This window comes from Burkholderia sp. 10_S31 (genome assembly GCF_056930375.1).
In genome coordinates this window covers 1,645,827-1,663,319 of record NZ_JBXOWK010000001.1, presented here as the reverse complement: position 1 = coordinate 1,663,319, position 17,493 = coordinate 1,645,827, and the positions used below count along the sequence as shown (strand labels likewise).

The 17,493-nt window shown below is 63.8% G+C and carries 14 protein-coding genes and 1 pseudogene; 6 read left to right on the top strand and 9 right to left on the bottom strand.

The window, feature by feature from the left end:
* Positions 1-5: 5 nt before the first annotated feature.
* The 4 genes from AC1Z3W_RS07540 (at position 6) to AC1Z3W_RS07525 (ending at position 2,742) form a co-directional block, all read left to right on the top strand.
* Positions 6-194, top strand: coding sequence for a hypothetical protein (locus AC1Z3W_RS07540; RefSeq protein WP_141661785.1), 189 nt, complete (start codon positions 6-8; stop codon positions 192-194).
* Positions 195-220: 26 nt separating this feature from the next.
* Positions 221-1,078: an HTD2 family dehydratase gene (locus AC1Z3W_RS07535; RefSeq protein ID WP_483507377.1), complete on the top strand. Its 858-nt coding sequence runs from the start codon at positions 221-223 to the stop codon at positions 1,076-1,078.
* A gap of 10 nt (positions 1,079-1,088) precedes the next feature.
* The gene (locus AC1Z3W_RS07530) at positions 1,089-2,279 is read left to right on the top strand and encodes a CaiB/BaiF CoA transferase family protein (RefSeq protein ID WP_483507376.1); all 1,191 of its coding nucleotides are present in this window, start codon (positions 1,089-1,091) and stop codon (positions 2,277-2,279) included.
* Between the two features lie 97 nt (positions 2,280-2,376).
* Positions 2,377-2,742 (top strand): hypothetical protein, encoded by a 366-nt coding sequence (locus AC1Z3W_RS07525; protein WP_483507375.1) that lies wholly within the window; start codon positions 2,377-2,379, stop codon positions 2,740-2,742.
* Between the two features lie 62 nt (positions 2,743-2,804).
* Here the strand turns inward: AC1Z3W_RS07525 and AC1Z3W_RS07520 are convergent, their stop codons facing one another.
* From AC1Z3W_RS07520 to AC1Z3W_RS07505, 4 genes and pseudogenes are all read right to left on the bottom strand, one after another.
* Positions 2,805-4,478, bottom strand: a complete 1,674-nt coding sequence (locus tag AC1Z3W_RS07520) for an electron transfer flavoprotein-ubiquinone oxidoreductase (RefSeq protein WP_483507374.1) — start codon at positions 4,476-4,478, stop codon at positions 2,805-2,807.
* Between the two features lie 143 nt (positions 4,479-4,621).
* A complete protein-coding gene (locus AC1Z3W_RS07515; protein ID WP_483507373.1) occupies positions 4,622-5,449 on the bottom strand; it encodes an HpcH/HpaI aldolase/citrate lyase family protein in 828 nt (275 codons plus the stop codon).
* Positions 5,450-5,711: 262 nt separating this feature from the next.
* Complete coding sequence (locus AC1Z3W_RS07510; RefSeq protein WP_057924866.1) at positions 5,712-6,557, bottom strand: enoyl-CoA hydratase/isomerase family protein; 846 nt, start codon at positions 6,555-6,557, stop codon at positions 5,712-5,714.
* A 12-nt stretch (positions 6,558-6,569) separates the two neighbouring features.
* Positions 6,570-7,360, bottom strand: a pseudogene (locus tag AC1Z3W_RS07505) (SDR family oxidoreductase).
* A gap of 327 nt (positions 7,361-7,687) precedes the next feature.
* On the opposite strand from AC1Z3W_RS07505, the gene AC1Z3W_RS07500 reads away from it, so the two are divergent.
* Positions 7,688-8,437: an electron transfer flavoprotein subunit beta/FixA family protein gene (locus AC1Z3W_RS07500; RefSeq protein ID WP_483507372.1), complete on the top strand. Its 750-nt coding sequence runs from the start codon at positions 7,688-7,690 to the stop codon at positions 8,435-8,437.
* A gap of 16 nt (positions 8,438-8,453) precedes the next feature.
* On the top strand, positions 8,454-9,386 hold the full coding sequence (locus AC1Z3W_RS07495; protein WP_483507371.1) for an electron transfer flavoprotein subunit alpha/FixB family protein: 933 nt from the start codon (positions 8,454-8,456) through the stop codon (positions 9,384-9,386).
* Positions 9,387-9,440: 54 nt separating this feature from the next.
* Here AC1Z3W_RS07495 and AC1Z3W_RS07490 read toward each other — a convergent pair whose 3' ends face one another.
* The 5 genes from AC1Z3W_RS07490 to AC1Z3W_RS07470 all read right to left on the bottom strand — a co-directional run bounded on the left by AC1Z3W_RS07490 (position 9,441) and on the right by AC1Z3W_RS07470 (position 17,450).
* A complete protein-coding gene (locus AC1Z3W_RS07490) occupies positions 9,441-10,229 on the bottom strand; it encodes an IclR family transcriptional regulator (protein ID WP_057925155.1) in 789 nt (262 codons plus the stop codon).
* Positions 10,230-10,236: 7 nt separating this feature from the next.
* Positions 10,237-11,073 (bottom strand): IclR family transcriptional regulator, encoded by an 837-nt coding sequence (locus tag AC1Z3W_RS07485; protein WP_242431764.1) that lies wholly within the window; start codon positions 11,071-11,073, stop codon positions 10,237-10,239.
* A 485-nt stretch (positions 11,074-11,558) separates the two neighbouring features.
* Complete coding sequence (locus tag AC1Z3W_RS07480) at positions 11,559-12,791, bottom strand: NADH-dependent flavin oxidoreductase (RefSeq protein ID WP_242431763.1); 1,233 nt, start codon at positions 12,789-12,791, stop codon at positions 11,559-11,561.
* A 116-nt stretch (positions 12,792-12,907) separates the two neighbouring features.
* Positions 12,908-13,840: a LysR family transcriptional regulator gene (locus AC1Z3W_RS07475; protein WP_057924861.1), complete on the bottom strand. Its 933-nt coding sequence runs from the start codon at positions 13,838-13,840 to the stop codon at positions 12,908-12,910.
* 91 nt (positions 13,841-13,931) lie between these two features.
* Positions 13,932-17,450, bottom strand: coding sequence for a pyruvate carboxylase (locus AC1Z3W_RS07470; protein ID WP_483507846.1), 3,519 nt, complete (start codon positions 17,448-17,450; stop codon positions 13,932-13,934).
* Between the last annotated feature and the right edge of the window lie 43 nt (positions 17,451-17,493).

The following is a 17,493-nucleotide window of genomic DNA, read 5'->3' as shown; positions in this document are numbered from 1 at the left end:
CTCCCATGAAATCCGGCCGGCATGAAGGATTCGAAGGTGATCGTCGCGATCCACCAGGGTCCGACGCACCGATCTTCAGCATGGCCGACTACAACCGCGAAGCCGATCTGTTCGCGGCCGTGCTCGTGCTGGCAACGCACGCTAACGGCAATGGCAGCCGACGCCTGACATGCAGGCGTCGGCTGCCTGCCTGACGTATCAATCATCGCGCAGAAACACCATGAGTCTCGAGTCTCCCGAATCCTTCGACGCGTGGGTCGGCCGCAACGAAGACAGCGTGGACCGGATTACCCGGGCCCCCGTCCGTCTGCTGCAGGCGACACTGGACTACGCGAACCCATCCGAACTACCCGCGACGCTGCCGCCACTGTGGCACTGGCTGTACTTCCTGCCGGGTGAGCGACAGTCGAACATCGGCGTCGACGGTCACCCGCGGCGCGGCGGCTTCCTGCCGCCCGTCACGCTGCCGCGCCGCATGTGGGCCGGCGGACGGTTGCAGTTCCTGCGCCCGCTCGCCATCGACGCACCCGTGCAGCGCCGATCCACGATCCTCAGCGTGCAGAGCAAATTCGGCCGCAGCGGCCAGTTGGTGTTCGTCACCGTGCTGCACGAAACGAGCGACGCCGAGGGCGTGGCCATCCGCGAAGAACAGGACATCGTGTATCGCGACGCGCCGCCGTCGGCCGCGGCCGGCGCGCCGGTCCCGCAACCGGCTCCGGCGCCGACCGACGAACAGTATTCGCGCGTCGTCACGCCCGATCCGGTGCTGCTGATGCGCTTTTCCGCCCTCACCTTCAATGGCCACCGGATCCACTACGACCGGCCTTACGCGATGCAGGAAGAAGGCTACCCGGGCCTCGTGGTACACGGCCCGCTGATCGCGATGCTGCTGATGGAGGAACTGCGCCGCACGCACCCCGGCAAGATTGTTCGCCGCTTCGAGTTCAAGGCCGTCAGCCCGTTGTTCGACACCGCGCCGTTCACGGTGAACGGCAAGCTCGAAGGTCATGCCGCCCGCATGTGGGCACGCGGCCCGCAAGGGCAGTTGGCCATGCAGGCCAGCGCCGAACTGGAATAGCGATCCGATCATGCAAGCTCGAACAGGCCCCCTGAGCGGGATGACCGTCGTCGCACTCGAACACGCGATCGCCGCGCCGTTCTGTACACGCCAGCTCGCGGACCTGGGCGCCCGTGTCATCAAGGTGGAGCGGCCCGGCGTGGGTGATTTCGCGCGGGCCTACGATCACCGCACCCACGGCCTCGCGTCGCATTTCGTGTGGACCAACCGGTCGAAGGAAAGCCTCACGCTCGACCTGAAGCAACCGGCCGCGCAAGCGGTGCTGGGCGAGCTGGTGGCCCAGGCCGACGTGCTGGTGCAGAACCTCGCGCCTGGCGCGGCCGCGCGCATGGGCCTGTCGTTCGACGCGCTGCACGCGAAACACCCGCGGCTCATCGTCTGCGACATCTCGGGCTATGGCGCCGACGGTCCCTACCGCGACAAGAAAGCCTACGATCTGCTGATCCAGAGCGAGGCGGCGTTCCTGTCGATCACGGGCACGGCCGACGAGCCGTGCAAGGCCGGCAATTCGATCGCCGACATCGCGGCGGGCATGTATGCCTATACCGGCATCCTCAGCGCGCTCCTGCAGCGCGGCGTCACGGGCACCGGATCGCACGTGGAAATTTCGATGCTCGAGGCGCTGGCCGAGTGGATGGGCTTCCCGATGTACTACGCGTACGACGGCCAGCAGCAGCCGGGCCGCAACGGTGCCGCGCACGCGACCATCTACCCGTACGGCCCGTTCGAGGCTGGCGACGGCCGGGTCGTGATGCTCGGCCTGCAAAACGAGCGCGAATGGAAAGCGTTCTGCGATGTCGTGCTGCGCGACCCGGCGCTCGCGACCGATCCGCGCTTCGACGCCAACGTGCGCCGCTCGGAGCACCGCGCGGAACTGAAGGCGGTGATCGAACAGGCGTTTTCCGCGCTCACCGCGCAAGACGTGATCGCGCGCCTCGACGATGCGCAGATCGCGAACGCCGCCGTCAACCAGATCGGCGATCTCTGGACGCATCCGCAACTGCATGCGCGCCAGCGCTTTCGCACGATCGGCTCGCCGGCCGGCGAACTGCAGGCATTGCTGCCGCCCGCCACGGTCGACAGCTTCGACGTGCGCATGGATCCGGTGCCCGCGCTGGGCGAGCACAGCGCGGCCATCCTGCGCGAACTCGGACGCACCGACGCCGATATCGAACAACTGCGCGCAGCCGGCACAATCTGAACCATATCCACGCCCCGCTCCCCCGTCCAACACGCGCGCAGCCTCCTGTTCGTGCCGGTCACCCGCCCCGAGCGCTTTGCAAAGGAGCTCGCTGTCGATGAACTATCTGACCGGCGCGGCGTTGCTGGCGAGAAAGGCCCACGCGCTCGAAGCCAGTCACCGCCTTGCGGACTGGCCCGGCCAAGCGGCACTCGCCGAACATCATACGTTTGCGACCGCGGCGATCATGATGAGCGCCGCGGCCGTCGAAACCTTCGTCAACGAACCGTTTGCGGAATGTCGTGACCAGCCCGAGCGTAATCGTCTGCGCCTCCCTCGGGACAAGGCGGCGCTCGTTGCAGGGGGCCAGACCTTGTGCCGCGCATCGCGGCGGCTCGTGTTCGGCTTCCCCTACCGAGCGAGCCATTTCCGGCTGCTTCCAATCATTGATGTCCCGTTGTTCCGAGCGAGGTGCTGCTATTAGCAGCATCTCGTTTCTTCTGATCAAGCAAAAAAAGCGCCGCTCGTGGCGGCGCGCTTCGGCAATTACATGTTCGGGTAATTCGGCCCGCCGCCGCCTTCCGGCGTGACCCACACGATGTTCTGCGTCGGGTCCTTGATGTCGCAGGTCTTGCAGTGCACGCAGTTCTGCGCGTTGATCACCAGCCGATCGCTGCCGTCGTCGTTCTTCACGAACTCGTACACCGCCGCCGGGCAGAAGCGCCCCTCCGGCCCCGCGTACGTGCTCAGGTTCACGTTCACCGGCACGCTCGCATCCTTCAGCGTCAGGTGCGCCGGCTGGTTCTCCTCGTGGTTCGTGTTCGAGATGAACACCGACGACAGCCGGTCGAACGTCAGCTTGCCGTCCGGCTTCGGATACTCGATCGGCGTGCATTGCGATGCCGGCTTCAGCATCTCGTGATCCGCATGCTTGTGGTGCAGCGTCCACGGCACGTTGCCGCCCATCACCTTCTGCTCGAGACCGACCATCAGCGTGCCGAGGTACAGGCCCTTGGCCATCCACTGCTTGAAGTTGCGCGCGCGGTACAGCTCCGTGTACAGCCACGATTGCTTGAACGCATCCGGGTACGCGTTGAGCTCGTCCGACTGACGGCCGGCCTGCACCGCATCGAACGCGGCGTCCGCGGCCAGCATGCCGGTCTTGATCGCCGCGTGGCTGCCCTTGATCCGCGATGCGTTCAGGAAGCCCGCGTCGTCGCCGATCAGCGCGCCGCCCGGGAACACCGTCTTCGGCAGCGACAGCAGGCCGCCGGCCGTGATCGCGCGCGCGCCGTACGACACGCGCTTGCCGCCTTCGAGGAACGCGCGGATCGACGGGTGCGTCTTGTAGCGCTGGAATTCCTCGAACGGCGACAGGTACGGGTTCGTGTAGCCCAGGCCCACCACGAAGCCGACCACGACCTGGTTGTTGTCCATGTGATACAGGAACGAGCCGCCGTACGTATCGGACTTCAGCGGCCAGCCGGCCGTGTGGATCACGAGGCCCGGCTTGTGCTTGGCCGGATCGATTTCCCACAGCTCCTTGATGCCGATCCCGTAGGCCTGCGGATCGGCGTTCGCGTCGAGCTTGAACTTCGAGATCAGCTGGCGGCCCAGATGGCCGCGGCAGCCTTCGGCGAACAGCGTGTACTTCGCGTGCAGCTCCATGCCGAGCTGGAAGTTCTCGGTCGGCTCGCCGTCCTTGCCCACGCCCATGTTGCCGGTGGCCACGCCCTTCACCGAGCCATCGTCGTTGTACAGAATCTCGGCGGCCGGGAAGCCGGGGAAGATCTCGACGCCGAGCGCCTCGGCCTGTGCCCCGAGCCAGCGGGTCACGTTGCCCAGCGAAATCACGTAGTTGCCATGGTTCTGGAAGTTGGCGGGCAGCGCCCAGTTCGGCGTGGTGATCGCGCTGTTCTCGGACAGGAACAGGAAGCGGTCTTCGGTCACCTCGACATCGAGCGGCGCGCCGCGTTCCTTCCAGTCGGGGAACAGTTCGTTGATCGCGCGCGGATCCATCACCGCGCCCGACAGGATGTGCGCGCCGATCTCGGAACCCTTTTCCAGCACGCACACGCCGATCTCGGTGCCTTTCTCGGCGGCCAGTTGCTTGAGCCGGATCGCCGCCGACAGCCCGGCGGGGCCGCCGCCGACGATCACGACGTCGTATTCCATCGATTCGCGCGGGCCGTATTGCTCGATGAGACTGGTTTGGGACATGTGCTGATTCAAATCAGGTAGAAGCGATGGATTCCCATCGCGGGTTGAACTCGGCTTCGTCGTCATGACCAGCCGACCTTTTTCAATCGCTCACTGTGCGACCGCGCTCTTACACCCGGTCGATCGGCAAGCGGAATCAGTGATCACGATGGCTTCGCGGCTGCAAACGCGAGCACATGCTGCGCGCGCAGCAGAACAGGACGATCGACCATCTTGCCGTCTACCGTGATCACGCCACCGTCCGACTGCGCCATCGCATCGACAATACGCGTTGCCCACGCCAGCTCCTGCGCATCAGGTCTATAACAACCATGGACGGCCGCAATCTGCTTCGGATGGATACACAGCTTTGCGCCAAAACCCTGGCGCTTGCCGTTCAACGCGTCGGCCGTTAGTCGCTCGACATCGTTGACATCGGGCGTGACGCCATCGATCGGTTGTTCAAGTCCCACGACGCGCGAAATGAGCGCAAGCTGTGCACGATACGGATTCAACGCATCGCGGTCGTCCTGCATCCCCATTTCCGCGATGAAATCCAACGTCCCGAACATCAATCGTTTCACGTTGGGCGCCTTCGCGATCTCGAGCGCCGAGAGCATGCCAGCAGCCGTTTCAACGAGTGGAAAGATCGGAACCTTGCGGCGTGCGCGCGACGCGACTTCGATCACGTCGGAAGCGCTTTCTACTTTTGGCACCACGACGCCGGCGACACCATCGAGCGCTGCAAGCTTCGCGTCCTCTTCAAACCATGGCGTCCCGCGACCGTTGATCCGTACCAGAACGGGATGAGTGCGCGACAGCCAGGCCGTCAGTGTTGCACGCGCACCCTCTTTGGCCCCCGGCTCGACCGCGTCTTCGAGATCAACGATGACGGCATCGGCACCACTCGACAATGCGCTCTGGAAGCGCTCCGGGCGATTGCCGGGTACGAACAGATACGACTGTGCTGAATAAGAAATCTTGAGCGTCATTTCAGTTTCCTAAAGCAGAGAGTGGGTCATGGGTCGCGTACGTAGAGAGCGCGTGCAGAAACGCATCGTACGATGGCAGGTTCGCGTCTGCGATCGGCCCGATTTCAATGATCGGATCTCGTCGATCAGACTGCACCAAACTGCACACATGACACCAACGCTGCCCTACCAAGTGGTGCCGAGTTCAACGAGCCGGCGCGCGGCGTTCGCATCTGAAATACCGAGGTTTGCCGGGCCCGTTTCTATTCACCGCTCTTCCGGCTTACACGCTCCGCGTCGGCGACACTGGCGTTTCAAGGGGGAATTCCGGCGCGCGCTTCTCGCGGAACGACTTCACGCCTTCGCGTACTTCGGCCCCGCCGAACCCAAGCATCTCCAGTGCCAGCGACGCGTCGAAAGTCGGCCCAGCCTGGCGCAGCCAGTTGTTGAGCGCATATTTGGTCAAGCGTACCGCCGACGGTGCACCGTTCACGAGCCGCACAGCAATCGACAATGCCGTCTCCTGCACGTCTGCATCGTCTACCGCAATGGATACCAGCCCGATCTGCTCAGCCTTCTCCCCATTCACGGGTTCGCACAGCATCAGGTGATACTTGGCCTTCGCCATGCCGCAAAGCAGCGGCCAGATAATCGCTGCGTGATCCCCTGCTGCGACGCCGAGCCGCGTATGACCGTCGACCAGGCGCGCCGATCGACCGGCTACCGAAATATCCGCGAGCAGCGCCGCCACAAGCCCCGCACCCACCGCCGAGCCATGGATCGCGGAGACAATCGGCTTCGAACAGTTGATGATGTTGTAGACGAGATCCTTGGATTCGCGCCAAACGCGCACTCGCGCATCGAACGAATCGATCATTTCCTCGACCATGTCGAAGTCGCCACCTGCCGAGAATGCCTTGCCCGCACCGCACAAAATCACGGCGGCGACACTCGGATCCTCGTCGACGTCTCGCCACACTCGGGCCAATTCTTCGTGACCGCGCGCGTCGAGCGCGTTGAGTCGCTCCGGACGGTTGAGCGTAATGCGCAAAACCCCCTTCGCGGGTCGATCGAACGCAAGACTTGAATACGACGCGTACACGGATGTCTCCTTATCGCTCTCTGACATGATTCTTCCTTTTTATGTTTGACTCACCGAGCGGCGCGACGTGATCCCGCCGTCCACCGTGACAATCGTTCCGGACGTATAGCCGGACTTGTCGGATGCAAGGAATACGAACAGCTCCGCGATCTCGTCGACAGTCGCAGCGCGACCAAGCGGATAGCGCTCCAGCAGTTCGGTATAGCGAGACGCATCACCCCACGTAGTCGACGCGCGTCGCTTCAGGACCACCCTGATGCGATCGGTATCTACCGGCCCCGGATTGACTCCGATCACGCGTATCCCATCGTCCGAAAGACTTCGACCACCGAGCGCTCGGGTAAACGCCATTAGCGCGGCATTGCCGGTCGAGCCGGCGATATAGTCGAAATCGAAGTTTTCCCCACCGTTCCCGATGTTGTTCAGAATCACGCCTCGCCGTCGCGCGGCCATCATCGGATACACGCGCGTACGAGATTGATGTAACCGAACACCTTCAGCTCCCATCCGCTGCGCCATTGCGCTTCGTCTACTTCCCAGAGGTTGCCTGCCGGAATGCTTCCCGCGTTGTTGACCAGTACGTCTGGACAGCCACCGAATTCGGCCACACGAGCGATCGCATGCTGCTCCGCCATGTCGATCGCCAACGTCTCGACGTCCACACCGCAGTGCGACACGATATCCTCCGCCACTGCCGCAAGCCGTTCGGCCGAACGCGCGACAAGCCGCAGTTGGCACCCTTCTCGCGCAAATGCCATCGCGATACCGGCGCCAATACCTTGCGAAGCTCCCGTCACGAGAACGGAGCGGCCTTCGAGATTCAGATACATGATCACCCGCCCGAACGAAGCCGATGCCGTTTCGGAATACGCATCGGCTTTGATGCCAATCGTGTGCGCGGCGGTTGGAAGCGTCAATGCTCGACCGGGTGTTGTTCCGTACGTCGGAATGACCACAATGCAGATTTTCGTCTACGCCGCGCCATCCGGCACGTATTGTCAGTTCCACACGCTCCTTGCGTCTTCCGAAGTACGGAATCATTAAATAGCCCGTATTGACCTGACGATGGCAGAACCGACACTGTTGACGCTACGCGAGTGCGGCGGATTATTCCGTGCGGTGGGCGCTGGATTGTTGAATGGAAAAGGAGACGCAAAGTGAAGGTATTGGTCCCGGTCAAGCGCGTCGTCGACGCGAACGTTAAGGTCGGCGTGAAATCCGACCAATCGGGCGTCGACATTGGGAATGTGAAGATGTCGATGAACCCGTTCGATGAAATTGCGGTGGAAGAAGCCGTGCGCCTGAAGGAGGCTGGCGTGGCGACCGAAGTGATCGCGGTGTCGGTCGGTGTCGCGCAAGCGCAGGAAACGCTGCGTACGGCGCTGGCGATCGGCGCGGATCGCGCGATCCTCGTCGAGTCGAATGACAGCGTCGAGCCGCTGGCCGTCGCGAAGATCCTGAAGGCGCTGGTCGACAAGGAACAGCCGCAGCTGGTGATCCTCGGCAAGCAGGCAATCGACAATGATTCGAACCAGACGGGCCAGATGTTGGCCGCGTTGGCAGGCCTGCCGCAAGCGACGTTCGCATCGAAGGTGACGATCGCCGACGGTAAGGCAACCGTTGCGCGCGAAGTCGACGGCGGCGCGGAAACGCTGTCGCTGACGCTGCCGGCGGTGGTCACGACCGACCTGCGCCTGAACGAGCCGCGTTACGTGACGCTGCCGAACATCATGAAGGCGAAGAAGAAGCTGCTGGAAACGGTGAAGCCGGAAGATCTCGGTGTCGATGTGAAGCCGCGCCTGAAAGTGCTCAAGGTGGCCGAACCGCCGAAGCGCGCAGCCGGCGTGAAGGTGCCGGATGTGAAGACGCTGGTCGAGAAGCTGAAGACCGAAGCCAAGGTGCTGTAAGAGGGAGCGCAGAGAAATGACGATTCTGGTGATTGCAGAACACGACAACGCGTCGATCAAGGCCGCGACGCTGAACACGGTAGCGGCGGCGGCGAAGATTGGCGGTGACATCCACGTGCTGGTCGCGGGCCACAACGCACAGGGCGCAGCGGACGCCGCAGCGAAGATCGCAGGTGTCTCGAAGGTACTCCTGGCCGACGCGCCGCAACTCGAAGTGGGCCTCGCGGAAAACGTCGAAGCGACCGCGCTGAACATCGCGAAGGACTATTCGCACATCCTCGCGCCGGCCACCGCCTATGGCAAGAACGTCGCGCCGCGTATCGCCGCGAAGCTGGACGTCGCGCAGATCTCGGACATCACGGCGGTCGATTCGGCCGACACGTTCGAGCGCCCGATCTACGCGGGCAACGCGATCGCGACAGTGCAGTCGAGCGATCCGATCAAGGTGATCACGGTGCGTGCGACGGGCTTCGATCCGGTTGCCGCGGAAGGCGGCAGCGCAGCGGTCGAGAAGATCGAAGCGGCAGCCGACGCCGGCAAGTCGCAGTTCGTGAGCCGTGAAGTGACGAAGCTAGACCGTCCGGAACTCACCAGCGCGAAGATCATCGTGTCGGGCGGCCGTGGTCTGGGCAGCGGCGAGAACTACACGAAGGTGCTGGAGCCGCTGGCGGACAAGCTGTCGGCAGCACTCGGCGCCTCGCGCGCGGCAGTCGACGCCGGCTACGTGCCGAACGACTACCAGGTCGGCCAGACCGGCAAGATCGTCGCGCCGCAGCTGTACATCGCGGTCGGCATCTCGGGTGCGATCCAGCATCTGGCCGGCATGAAGGATTCGAAGGTGATCGTCGCGATCAACAAGGATCCGGAAGCACCGATCTTCAGCGTGGCCGATTACGGTCTGGTCGGCGACCTGTTCGCGCTCGTGCCGGAGCTCGTGAGCGAACTGTAAAGCCATCGCCCCTGCGATGCCCTGACGTCCGTCGGATCATGGAACTGCCGGACGTCAGGGCTCGCAGTCGACATCACTCAAAATAAACGACAGCGTTTCCGCTGCGGCCTTCAATTCGGACACCACGCGCCGACGGATTGCAGTCATATCCGGCTCCAGCTCGACCGCCCCGCAGTTCAGCGCCATCAGCGTGTGGGTACGACCGACCACAATCGGCACCGCTATGCCGTATGCATTCCGCTGATATTCGCCAACCGACATGCACACGCCCGACTGCTCCAGGTCGGCAAACGCCGCCTCAAGGTTCTTTTGGACGACATCCGCGTCGTCTCCCGCCGCTTCGAGCAACTCCGCAATCAATGCGTCGCGCGCATCCTCAGGTAGTCCGTAGAGATAAGCACGGCCAACAGCAGTCGACTCCATCGGCAGCAAGGAGCCGACGCCAAGCCGCAAGGTCGCGATCTTCGGGCTCGCTCGCCACGCGATATACACCATGTCGAGCCGATGCGGGACCGCAAGCGCTACCGACAGATCCAGCTTGTCGGCAAGTTTCTGCATCACGGGCGTAACCAGACGCGTAACGGGATTCGCCTCCAGATACGCATGGCCGATGCTCAAAGCGCCGGCACTGAGTTCGAACTGGCGCCCGCCGCCTACCCGGCGCAGATAACCCGTCGAGATCAGTGTCGACGTCAGGCGGGACACCGTCGCCTTCGGGAGACCGGTACGCCGTACCAGCTCCGCATTCGACAAGGGCGCACGTACCGCTCGAAACGCATGGAGTACCTCGAGCCCGCGCTCGACAGTCAACGTCACACTCTTTTGGTTGTCGGTCTTTTCCATATTCATGTCAGCCGGCGACGATCGCCTGCTCCTGCAAATGCCGTGCTGCTGCAACGAGACGCGGCCCGAGTTCACGCTCGACCCGGGCACGTCCCAGCCGGGCGCTGCGGCCGATGCAGGCGAGCACGAGCGGCGTGTGATCCTGGACCACCAGCGGCACGGCGAGAATCGTCAGATCCGGCTCCCACTCGCCCAGCGACACGCAATAGCCGACGTTGTGCACCTGTGAAATGCCCTCGCTGATACGGCGACGCAGATTGGGCCAATCACGCCCCGTCTTACGTTCAATGTTGCCCAGCAAATAAAAGCGTTCGAGTTCCGGCAGTGCCGCAAGCATGGCCCAGCCCATCGGCGATGACGCGATACGCAGGCGAGTGCCCGCATATAGCTTCAGATCGACTGACGCCGGCTTGCTCGCGCACGTTTCCAGCACGATCACATCGAGACGATCCCGAGTGCCGAGTACCACATAGGTTTCGCTCGCATTCGCGAATGCCTGCATTTCAAGTCGCGCGAGCAGTTGGACGTTGGAATGGGCGATTGCCGCATAACCCAGCGACAACACCGGCGCGGCAAGCCGGTACTTTCGACGCTGCGGCGAATAGTGAAGGTAACCAAGCGCGACGAGCGAGCGCACCATCCGCGAAACCGTCGGCGCGGGAATGCCCGTCTCGGCCACAAGCTCCTGGTTGCCGAGCCACGGCTCGTGCGGTGAAAACGCAGCCAGTATCGCGAGGCTCCGTGCCAATGGAACGACCATCGCTTGGGATGCGGATCCGCTGTCCAGACTTCGGCCGCCGTCGAGCGACGCATCGCCCCAACTGGCCTTCTCCTGTCCGGACACGGGTGTCTCTGCCCGGTGTGCGTGAGGCGACATCGATTGCTCCGTTTGTCTCTATCTGGCTCTGAAAACGGCCATGAACTATCTGTCCTGCAACCACGGACCGCGCGTGGCATCAACGGCACGCGCAACGTGACTGCATCCGATGGCATTCATTACAGGATCCGGGAAGCAGCAAGTCAATTGGATCGCCGACACATTCCGTGCTTTGAAAGACAGCGTAGGACGAGCGTCGCATCCAGACGCGGGAAATCGGCAGCTTTCCGCAGTTGACGTATCGGAACGCCCGTCACGCGACCAATCATAGTACGGAACAAGACGGAAACTGACACTGATCCGGCCGGCTGGATCCTCCTGGCGCCAGCTGGCCCGGCCCGGAGCCCGGCCACGTCAGGAGCGAGCCGGCTGCAACCCGAATACCGATATCGGCCTGCTCGGCATACCGAAACGCGTGACCCTGCCTCTGCCGAATCCGGAATCGCCCGGGATCAATTGTCGACAACCGCCTCTGGCCGATGCACGGGAATCCAGCCAGGCGCCATTTCGATCGCGGCCCACAAACCCTCAGGAATCGCCAGTTGCGATCGCTCGCCCATATCGAGTTCGTTACGGATTTGTGCGTCGCAACCCGTTTCGGCAATCGCCACCCAATCCGGATTCATCACGAGCCCCTTTCCAACCGCTACCAGCGACAGCCCGAGATCGAGGGCGTCCGCGGCTTCGCGCGGGGTACGGAGCATCCCTGCAGACATCACCGGCACGCGGCCGCCGACATGATCGACGATCGCTGTCACCGTGAGGCCGGTAACCGCACCCAACGGCTGCGCACCTCGCACGTCATTGAGCGATGCGTGCAGGTAGTCGACCCCGCTCTCGATGAGCTTGTCTACCAGCGCGCAAACATCCTGCACACGATATCCGCCCTCCTCGCGCTCCTCCGGAGATATCCGGTACCCCAACAGGAACGGGCGCTTCGCGTACGCCGCAATCACACGTCGCGCCTCGCTGACGACCGCCAGGGGAAAGCGCATGCGGTGCTCCAGCGACCCGCCCCATTCGTCACGACGTCGGTTGTAGCGCGGAGAAAAGAAATTTTGCAGCAGGAAGCCATGTGCGCCGTGCAGTTCCACGCCATCGAATCCCGCTTCGATCGCCCGACGAACAGTGTCCCCAAAAACCCGCACCATCTCTTCGATCTCGTTGGGCTCCAACGGTCGCGGCGTCACGTCACCGCGGTTGAACGGGCCCGCCAGCGCGGCGACGGCGGATGCGCTCACGAGCTCGCCGTTCGGGACGGCCTCGACAACGGCCTTGTTACCGGCATGGAAAATTTGCAGGACGGCAAGGGCGCCCCCGCTCTTGGCCGCTTCGGCCAGCCGTCTCAGACTGGGTATAAAGCGGTCGTCGTAAGCAGCGAACTCGCCGGTAAAGCCGATGCCGTTCTCCGTCACGTGCGTACAACCGGTCACGACCATGCCGACGCCCTGAACACGGCGACGGTAGTAGTCGAGCTCGGCATCTGAAATGGTGCCGTCGGGATCAGCAGACCAGGTAGTCATCGGCGCCATCACAACGCGATTGCGCAGTTTCAGGCCATTACGAAAAACAAGAGGTCGGAAAAGAGAAGCATGCTCATTCGTCATTTGAATGCGAGGCCCATCGCTCGTCGCGCGGTCCGTGGATACAGGAGCAACGATGATGCGGGCGGGATGCGTTGCCATCAAGACACACAAGACGACAACAGTGTTAATTCGAGATTGACAACGGGGTACGGCGAGACCAAGTCATGTCGACGAATTACCGGCGGTTGAGCGATCTCAGGAGCTAGCTTGAAACGTCATGTCACCTTGAGCGCGGCCATATCCGCTTCGAGGGCCATCGGAATCGATGCTTGCAACGACTCGATGAAGGTCCTGATCTTCGCGTCGAGATACTGGCGTGATGGATAGAGTGCATAAGCTGTCAGTGACTGCAACGTGTAGTCGGGCAGCACCCGCACCAATCCGCCACCTCGCAGTGTCGGCACTGCCGTCGACATGGGCAACGCGCCGACGCCAGCGCCGGCGCGTAAAGCAACGGCCAGCGCCTCTGCCGTATTGACCCGGAGTTTGGCCGGCGGCAGTTCAAACCTCACGTCGCCCTGCGGCCCGGTCAATTGCCAGTGGCTGTTTGGGAACACGGACGAGACGATTTGCAGGCAAGCGTGTTCGGCAAGCATGTGTGTATCAAGCGGTACGCCATGTGCGTCGAGATAAGCCTGTGATGCGCACAGCACACTGCTGAGCCCACCGAGACGCTTCGACACGAGCCCCGAATCCGGCAGGTCGGTCGCACTCAACTGCAACGACACGTCATAGCCGTCATCGATCAAGTCCGGCACATGCTGAGACAGCGTCAGCTCGACCAACACGTTCGGATAGGATTGCCGATATGCCAAGACGGCCGGCAATACATAGCTTTGACCGAAGCCCGGTGTCGCGTGCACGCGCAAGCGCCCAGCCGGCCTCGCATGCGCGTCGGCGGCCTCCGCCTCAGCCAGATCGATGCCGGCGAGAATCTGCTCGCACCGGGCCAGATAGCGTTCCCCCGCTTCCGTCAGTGCGACCCGTCGCGTCGTTCGGTTGATCAACCGAGTCCGCAGATGCGTCTCGAGCCCACCTACCGCACGCGACACGAGCGCGGTTGTCACGCCCACACGCTCTGCCGCGCCGGTAAAGCTGCCCTCTTCGGCAACGCGCACGAAGAATTTCATTGCTTGAAGCTTGTCCAACCGATCATTCCCTAGTCAAATCGATCCGATCAAAGGTACGCGACAGACAGCCACATGCGTCTGAAATCGTGGTCTGGCAAACGATCCAGCGTTACGCGGCTCCCTTCAGCTCGATCAGCAGATCCTTCGCCGCGACCCGTTCGCCGGGCTTCACGTGCACGGCCGCGATTTCGCAGTCGCGCTCCGCCGCGATGTGCGTTTCCATCTTCATCGCCTCGAGCGCGATCAGCGTCGTGCCGGCCGTCACACGCTGCCCCGGCTGCACGGCCACCGTCACCACCGAGCCCGGCATCGGCGCCGCGATGTGCAGCGGATTGCCCGGATCGGCGCGCTGCAGGCCATGCCGCTCCTTGCCCGCCTGCACGACCGTCTTCTGCTCGACCAGCGCCGAGCGCGACTGGCCGTTCAGCTCGAACAGCACCTTCACGATGCCGTCCTGCGCATCGGCGTGCTGCCCCTGCAGCGACACGAGCAGCGTCTTGCCCGGCTCGATATCGATCGCCACTTCCTCCTGCGGCTGCAGCCCGTACAGGAACGCCGACGTTGGCACGACTGACGTATCGCTGTATGCGCGAACGTGCGCGTAGTAGTCGACGGTCTGCTTCGGATACATCAGGTAGGACGCCAGCTGCCGGTCGTCGAGCGGCTGCTCGCACACGGCCTCGGCCTGCTTGCGCGCCGCGTCGAGATCGACCGGCGGAATCTGGTCGCCGGGACGATACGGCGCCGGCGGCTCGCTCTTGAGCACCTTGCGCGACAGGTCGGCCGGGAAGCCGTCGGGCGGGAAGCCCAGCTCGCCCTTGAACAGCGACACGACCGACTCGGGGAACGCGAGGTCCTTGTCCGGGCTGCGCACGTCGTCCACGCTCAGGTCGTTCGCGACCATCATCAGCGCCATGTCGCCGACCACCTTCGACGTCGGCGTGACCTTCACGATGTCGCCGAACAGCCGGTTCACGTCCGCATACGCGCGCGATACCTCGGTCCAGCGATGATCGATGCCGAGCGAACGCGCCTGCTCGCGCAGGTTCGTGTACTGGCCGCCGGGCATCTCGTGGCGATAGACGTCGGCCGTGCCCGCGCGGATCTCCGATTCGAACGGCGCGTAATAGCGGCGCACGCCTTCCCAGTACATCGACGCTTCGTGCAGGCGATCCTGATCCAGCCCCGGATCGCGTTCGCTGCCAGCCAGCGCCGCCGCGATGCTCGACAGGTTCGGTTGCGACGTGAGCCCGCTCATCGCATCGAGCGCACCGTCCACCGCATCGCAGCCCGCACCGACCGCCGCGAGCACCGACGCCGCGGCGATCCCGCTCGTGTCGTGCGTGTGGAAATGCACGGGCAACCCGGTTTCTTCCTTGAGCGCCTTCACGAGCGTCGCGACCGCCTGTGGGCGGCAGATGCCGGCCATGTCCTTGATGCCGAGCACGTGCACGCCGGCCTGCTGCAGTTCGCGCGCGATGCCGACGTAGTACTTGAGGTCGTACTTCGCGCGCGACGTGTCGAACAGGTCGCCGGTGTAGCAGATCGCGCCTTCGCACAGCATCCCGCTTTCGCCGACCGCATCGATCGCCACGCGCATGTTGCGCACCCAGTTCAGCGAGTCGAACACGCGGAATACGTCGACGCCCGCGCTCGCGGCCTGCTGCACGAAGAAGCGCACGACGTTGTCCGCGTAGTTCGTGTAGCCGACCGCGTTCGAGCCGCGCAATAGCATCTGGAACAGGATGTTCGGTACGCGTTCGCGCAGCAGCGCGAGCCGTTCCCACGGGTCTTCCTTCAGGAAGCGCAGCGCGACGTCGAAGGTCGCGCCACCCCAGCATTCGAGCGAGAACAGCTGCGACAGCTCGCGCGCGTAGAACGGCGCGATCGGCAGCATGTCGGCCGTGCGCATGCGCGTCGCGAACAGCGACTGGTGCGCGTCGCGCATCGTCGTGTCGGTCAGCAGCACCTGCTTCTGGTCGAGCATCCAGCTCGCGAATTTCTCCGGGCCGAGCTCGCGCAGGCGATCGCGTGTGCCGGCCGGGATCGCCACGGCCGTATCGATCTTCGGCAGCACGGGTTTCGACAACGGCAGTGCCGGCAGCGTGCGGCCGCTCATCTCGGCGTTGCCGTTCACGTTCAGCTCGCCGAGATAGCGCAGCAGCTTCGTCGCGCGATCGCCGCGCTTCGCGAATGCGAGCAACTCCGGCGTCCTGTCGATGAAGCGCGTCGTCACGTCGCCCGCGATGAAGGACGGGTGGTTGATCACGTTCTCGAGGAACTGCAGGTTCGACGTGACGCCGCGAATCCGGAACTCGCGCAGCGCGCGATCCATCCGGTGGATCGATTCGGCGGCCGTCGGCGCCCAGGTCGTCACCTTCACGAGCAGCGAGTCGTAGTACGGCGTGATCACCGCGCCGCCATAGGCGGTGCCGGCGTCGAGACGCACGCCGAAGCCCGCCGCGCTGCGATAGGCGGTAAGTCGCCCGTAGTCAGGCAGGAAGTCGTTCTCCGGATCCTCGGTGGTGATCCGGCATTGCAGCGCGTTGCCGTTCAGCGGAATCGCCTGCTGTTCCGGCACGCCGGCCGCGCGCGCGACGAGCGCGCCGTCGCCGTCCGTCGCGTCCTCGGCCAACCCGATCCGGCCGCCTTCGGTGATGCGGATCTGCGCCTTCACGATGTCGATCCCGGTGATCATCTCGGTCACCGTGTGCTCGACCTGGATGCGCGGATTCACTTCGATGAAGTAGAACTGGCCGGTGTCGGCGTCCATCAGGAATTCGACGGTGCCCGCATGCGTATAACCGACCGCGCGCATCAGGCGCAGCGCCGATTCGCACAGCGCGTGCCGGCCGTCGTGATCGAGATACGGCGCCGGTGCGCGTTCGACGACCTTCTGGTTGCGCCGCTGCACCGTGCAGTCGCGCTCGTACAGATGCACGACCGTGCCGTGCAGGTCGCCGAGCACCTGCACCTCGACGTGGCGCGCATTGCGCACGAGTTTTTCGACGTACACCTCGTCGTTGCCGAACGCGGCCAGCGCCTCGCGGCGCGCGACGGGCAGCAGGGTCTCGAGATCGCGCTCGTTCTCGAGCACGCGCATCCCGCGTCCGCCGCCGCCCCAGCTCGCCTTCAGCATCAGCGGATAACCGACTTCCGCGGCCAGCGCCTTGCATGCAGCGAGATCGTCCGGCAGCGGCGCGGTCGCGGGCATCACCGGCACGCCGGCCGCGATCGCCGCATTGCGCGCGGCCACCTTGTTGCCGAGCGTGCGCATCACGTCCGGCGACGGGCCGATCCAGCGGATGCCAGCGTCGATCACGGCCTGCGCGAAATCGGGATTCTCGGACAGGAATCCGTAGCCCGGATGGATCGCATCGACTTTCGCCAGCCGCGCGACGCGCAGGATGTCGTCGATGTCGAGGTAGGCCGCGAGCGGCTTCTTGCCCTCGCCGATCAGGTAGCTCTCGTCCGCCTTGAAGCGATGCAGTGCGAGCCGGTCTTCCTTCGAATAGACCGCCACCGTGCGAATGTTGAGTTCGGCGGCGGCACGCATCACGCGAATCGAGATTTCCGAGCGGTTCGCGATCAGGATGGACTGGATGGGGGTAGAAGTCACGGCAGCTATGAATCGTTAAGGGTTAAAGAGATCCTGTCGACGCGATCCATCC

Coding starts and splice junctions, on each gene's coding strand:
- AC1Z3W_RS07490 (WP_057925155.1), bottom strand. CDS start 10,229: ATGGAAAAGACCGACAACCAAAAGAGTGTGACGTTGACTGTCGAGCGC.
- AC1Z3W_RS07520 (WP_483507374.1), bottom strand. CDS start 4,478: ATGTCCCAAACCAGTCTCATCGAGCAATACGGCCCGCGCGAATCGATG.
- AC1Z3W_RS07540 (WP_141661785.1), top strand. CDS start 6: ATGAAATCCGGCCGGCATGAAGGATTCGAAGGTGATCGTCGCGATCCA.
- AC1Z3W_RS07510 (WP_057924866.1), bottom strand. CDS start 6,557: ATGTCAGAGAGCGATAAGGAGACATCCGTGTACGCGTCGTATTCAAGT.
- AC1Z3W_RS07535 (WP_483507377.1), top strand. CDS start 221: ATGAGTCTCGAGTCTCCCGAATCCTTCGACGCGTGGGTCGGCCGCAAC.
- AC1Z3W_RS07530 (WP_483507376.1), top strand. CDS start 1,089: ATGCAAGCTCGAACAGGCCCCCTGAGCGGGATGACCGTCGTCGCACTC.
- AC1Z3W_RS07525 (WP_483507375.1), top strand. CDS start 2,377: ATGAACTATCTGACCGGCGCGGCGTTGCTGGCGAGAAAGGCCCACGCG.
- AC1Z3W_RS07515 (WP_483507373.1), bottom strand. CDS start 5,449: ATGACGCTCAAGATTTCTTATTCAGCACAGTCGTATCTGTTCGTACCC.
- AC1Z3W_RS07495 (WP_483507371.1), top strand. CDS start 8,454: ATGACGATTCTGGTGATTGCAGAACACGACAACGCGTCGATCAAGGCC.
- AC1Z3W_RS07480 (WP_242431763.1), bottom strand. CDS start 12,791: ATGGCAACGCATCCCGCCCGCATCATCGTTGCTCCTGTATCCACGGAC.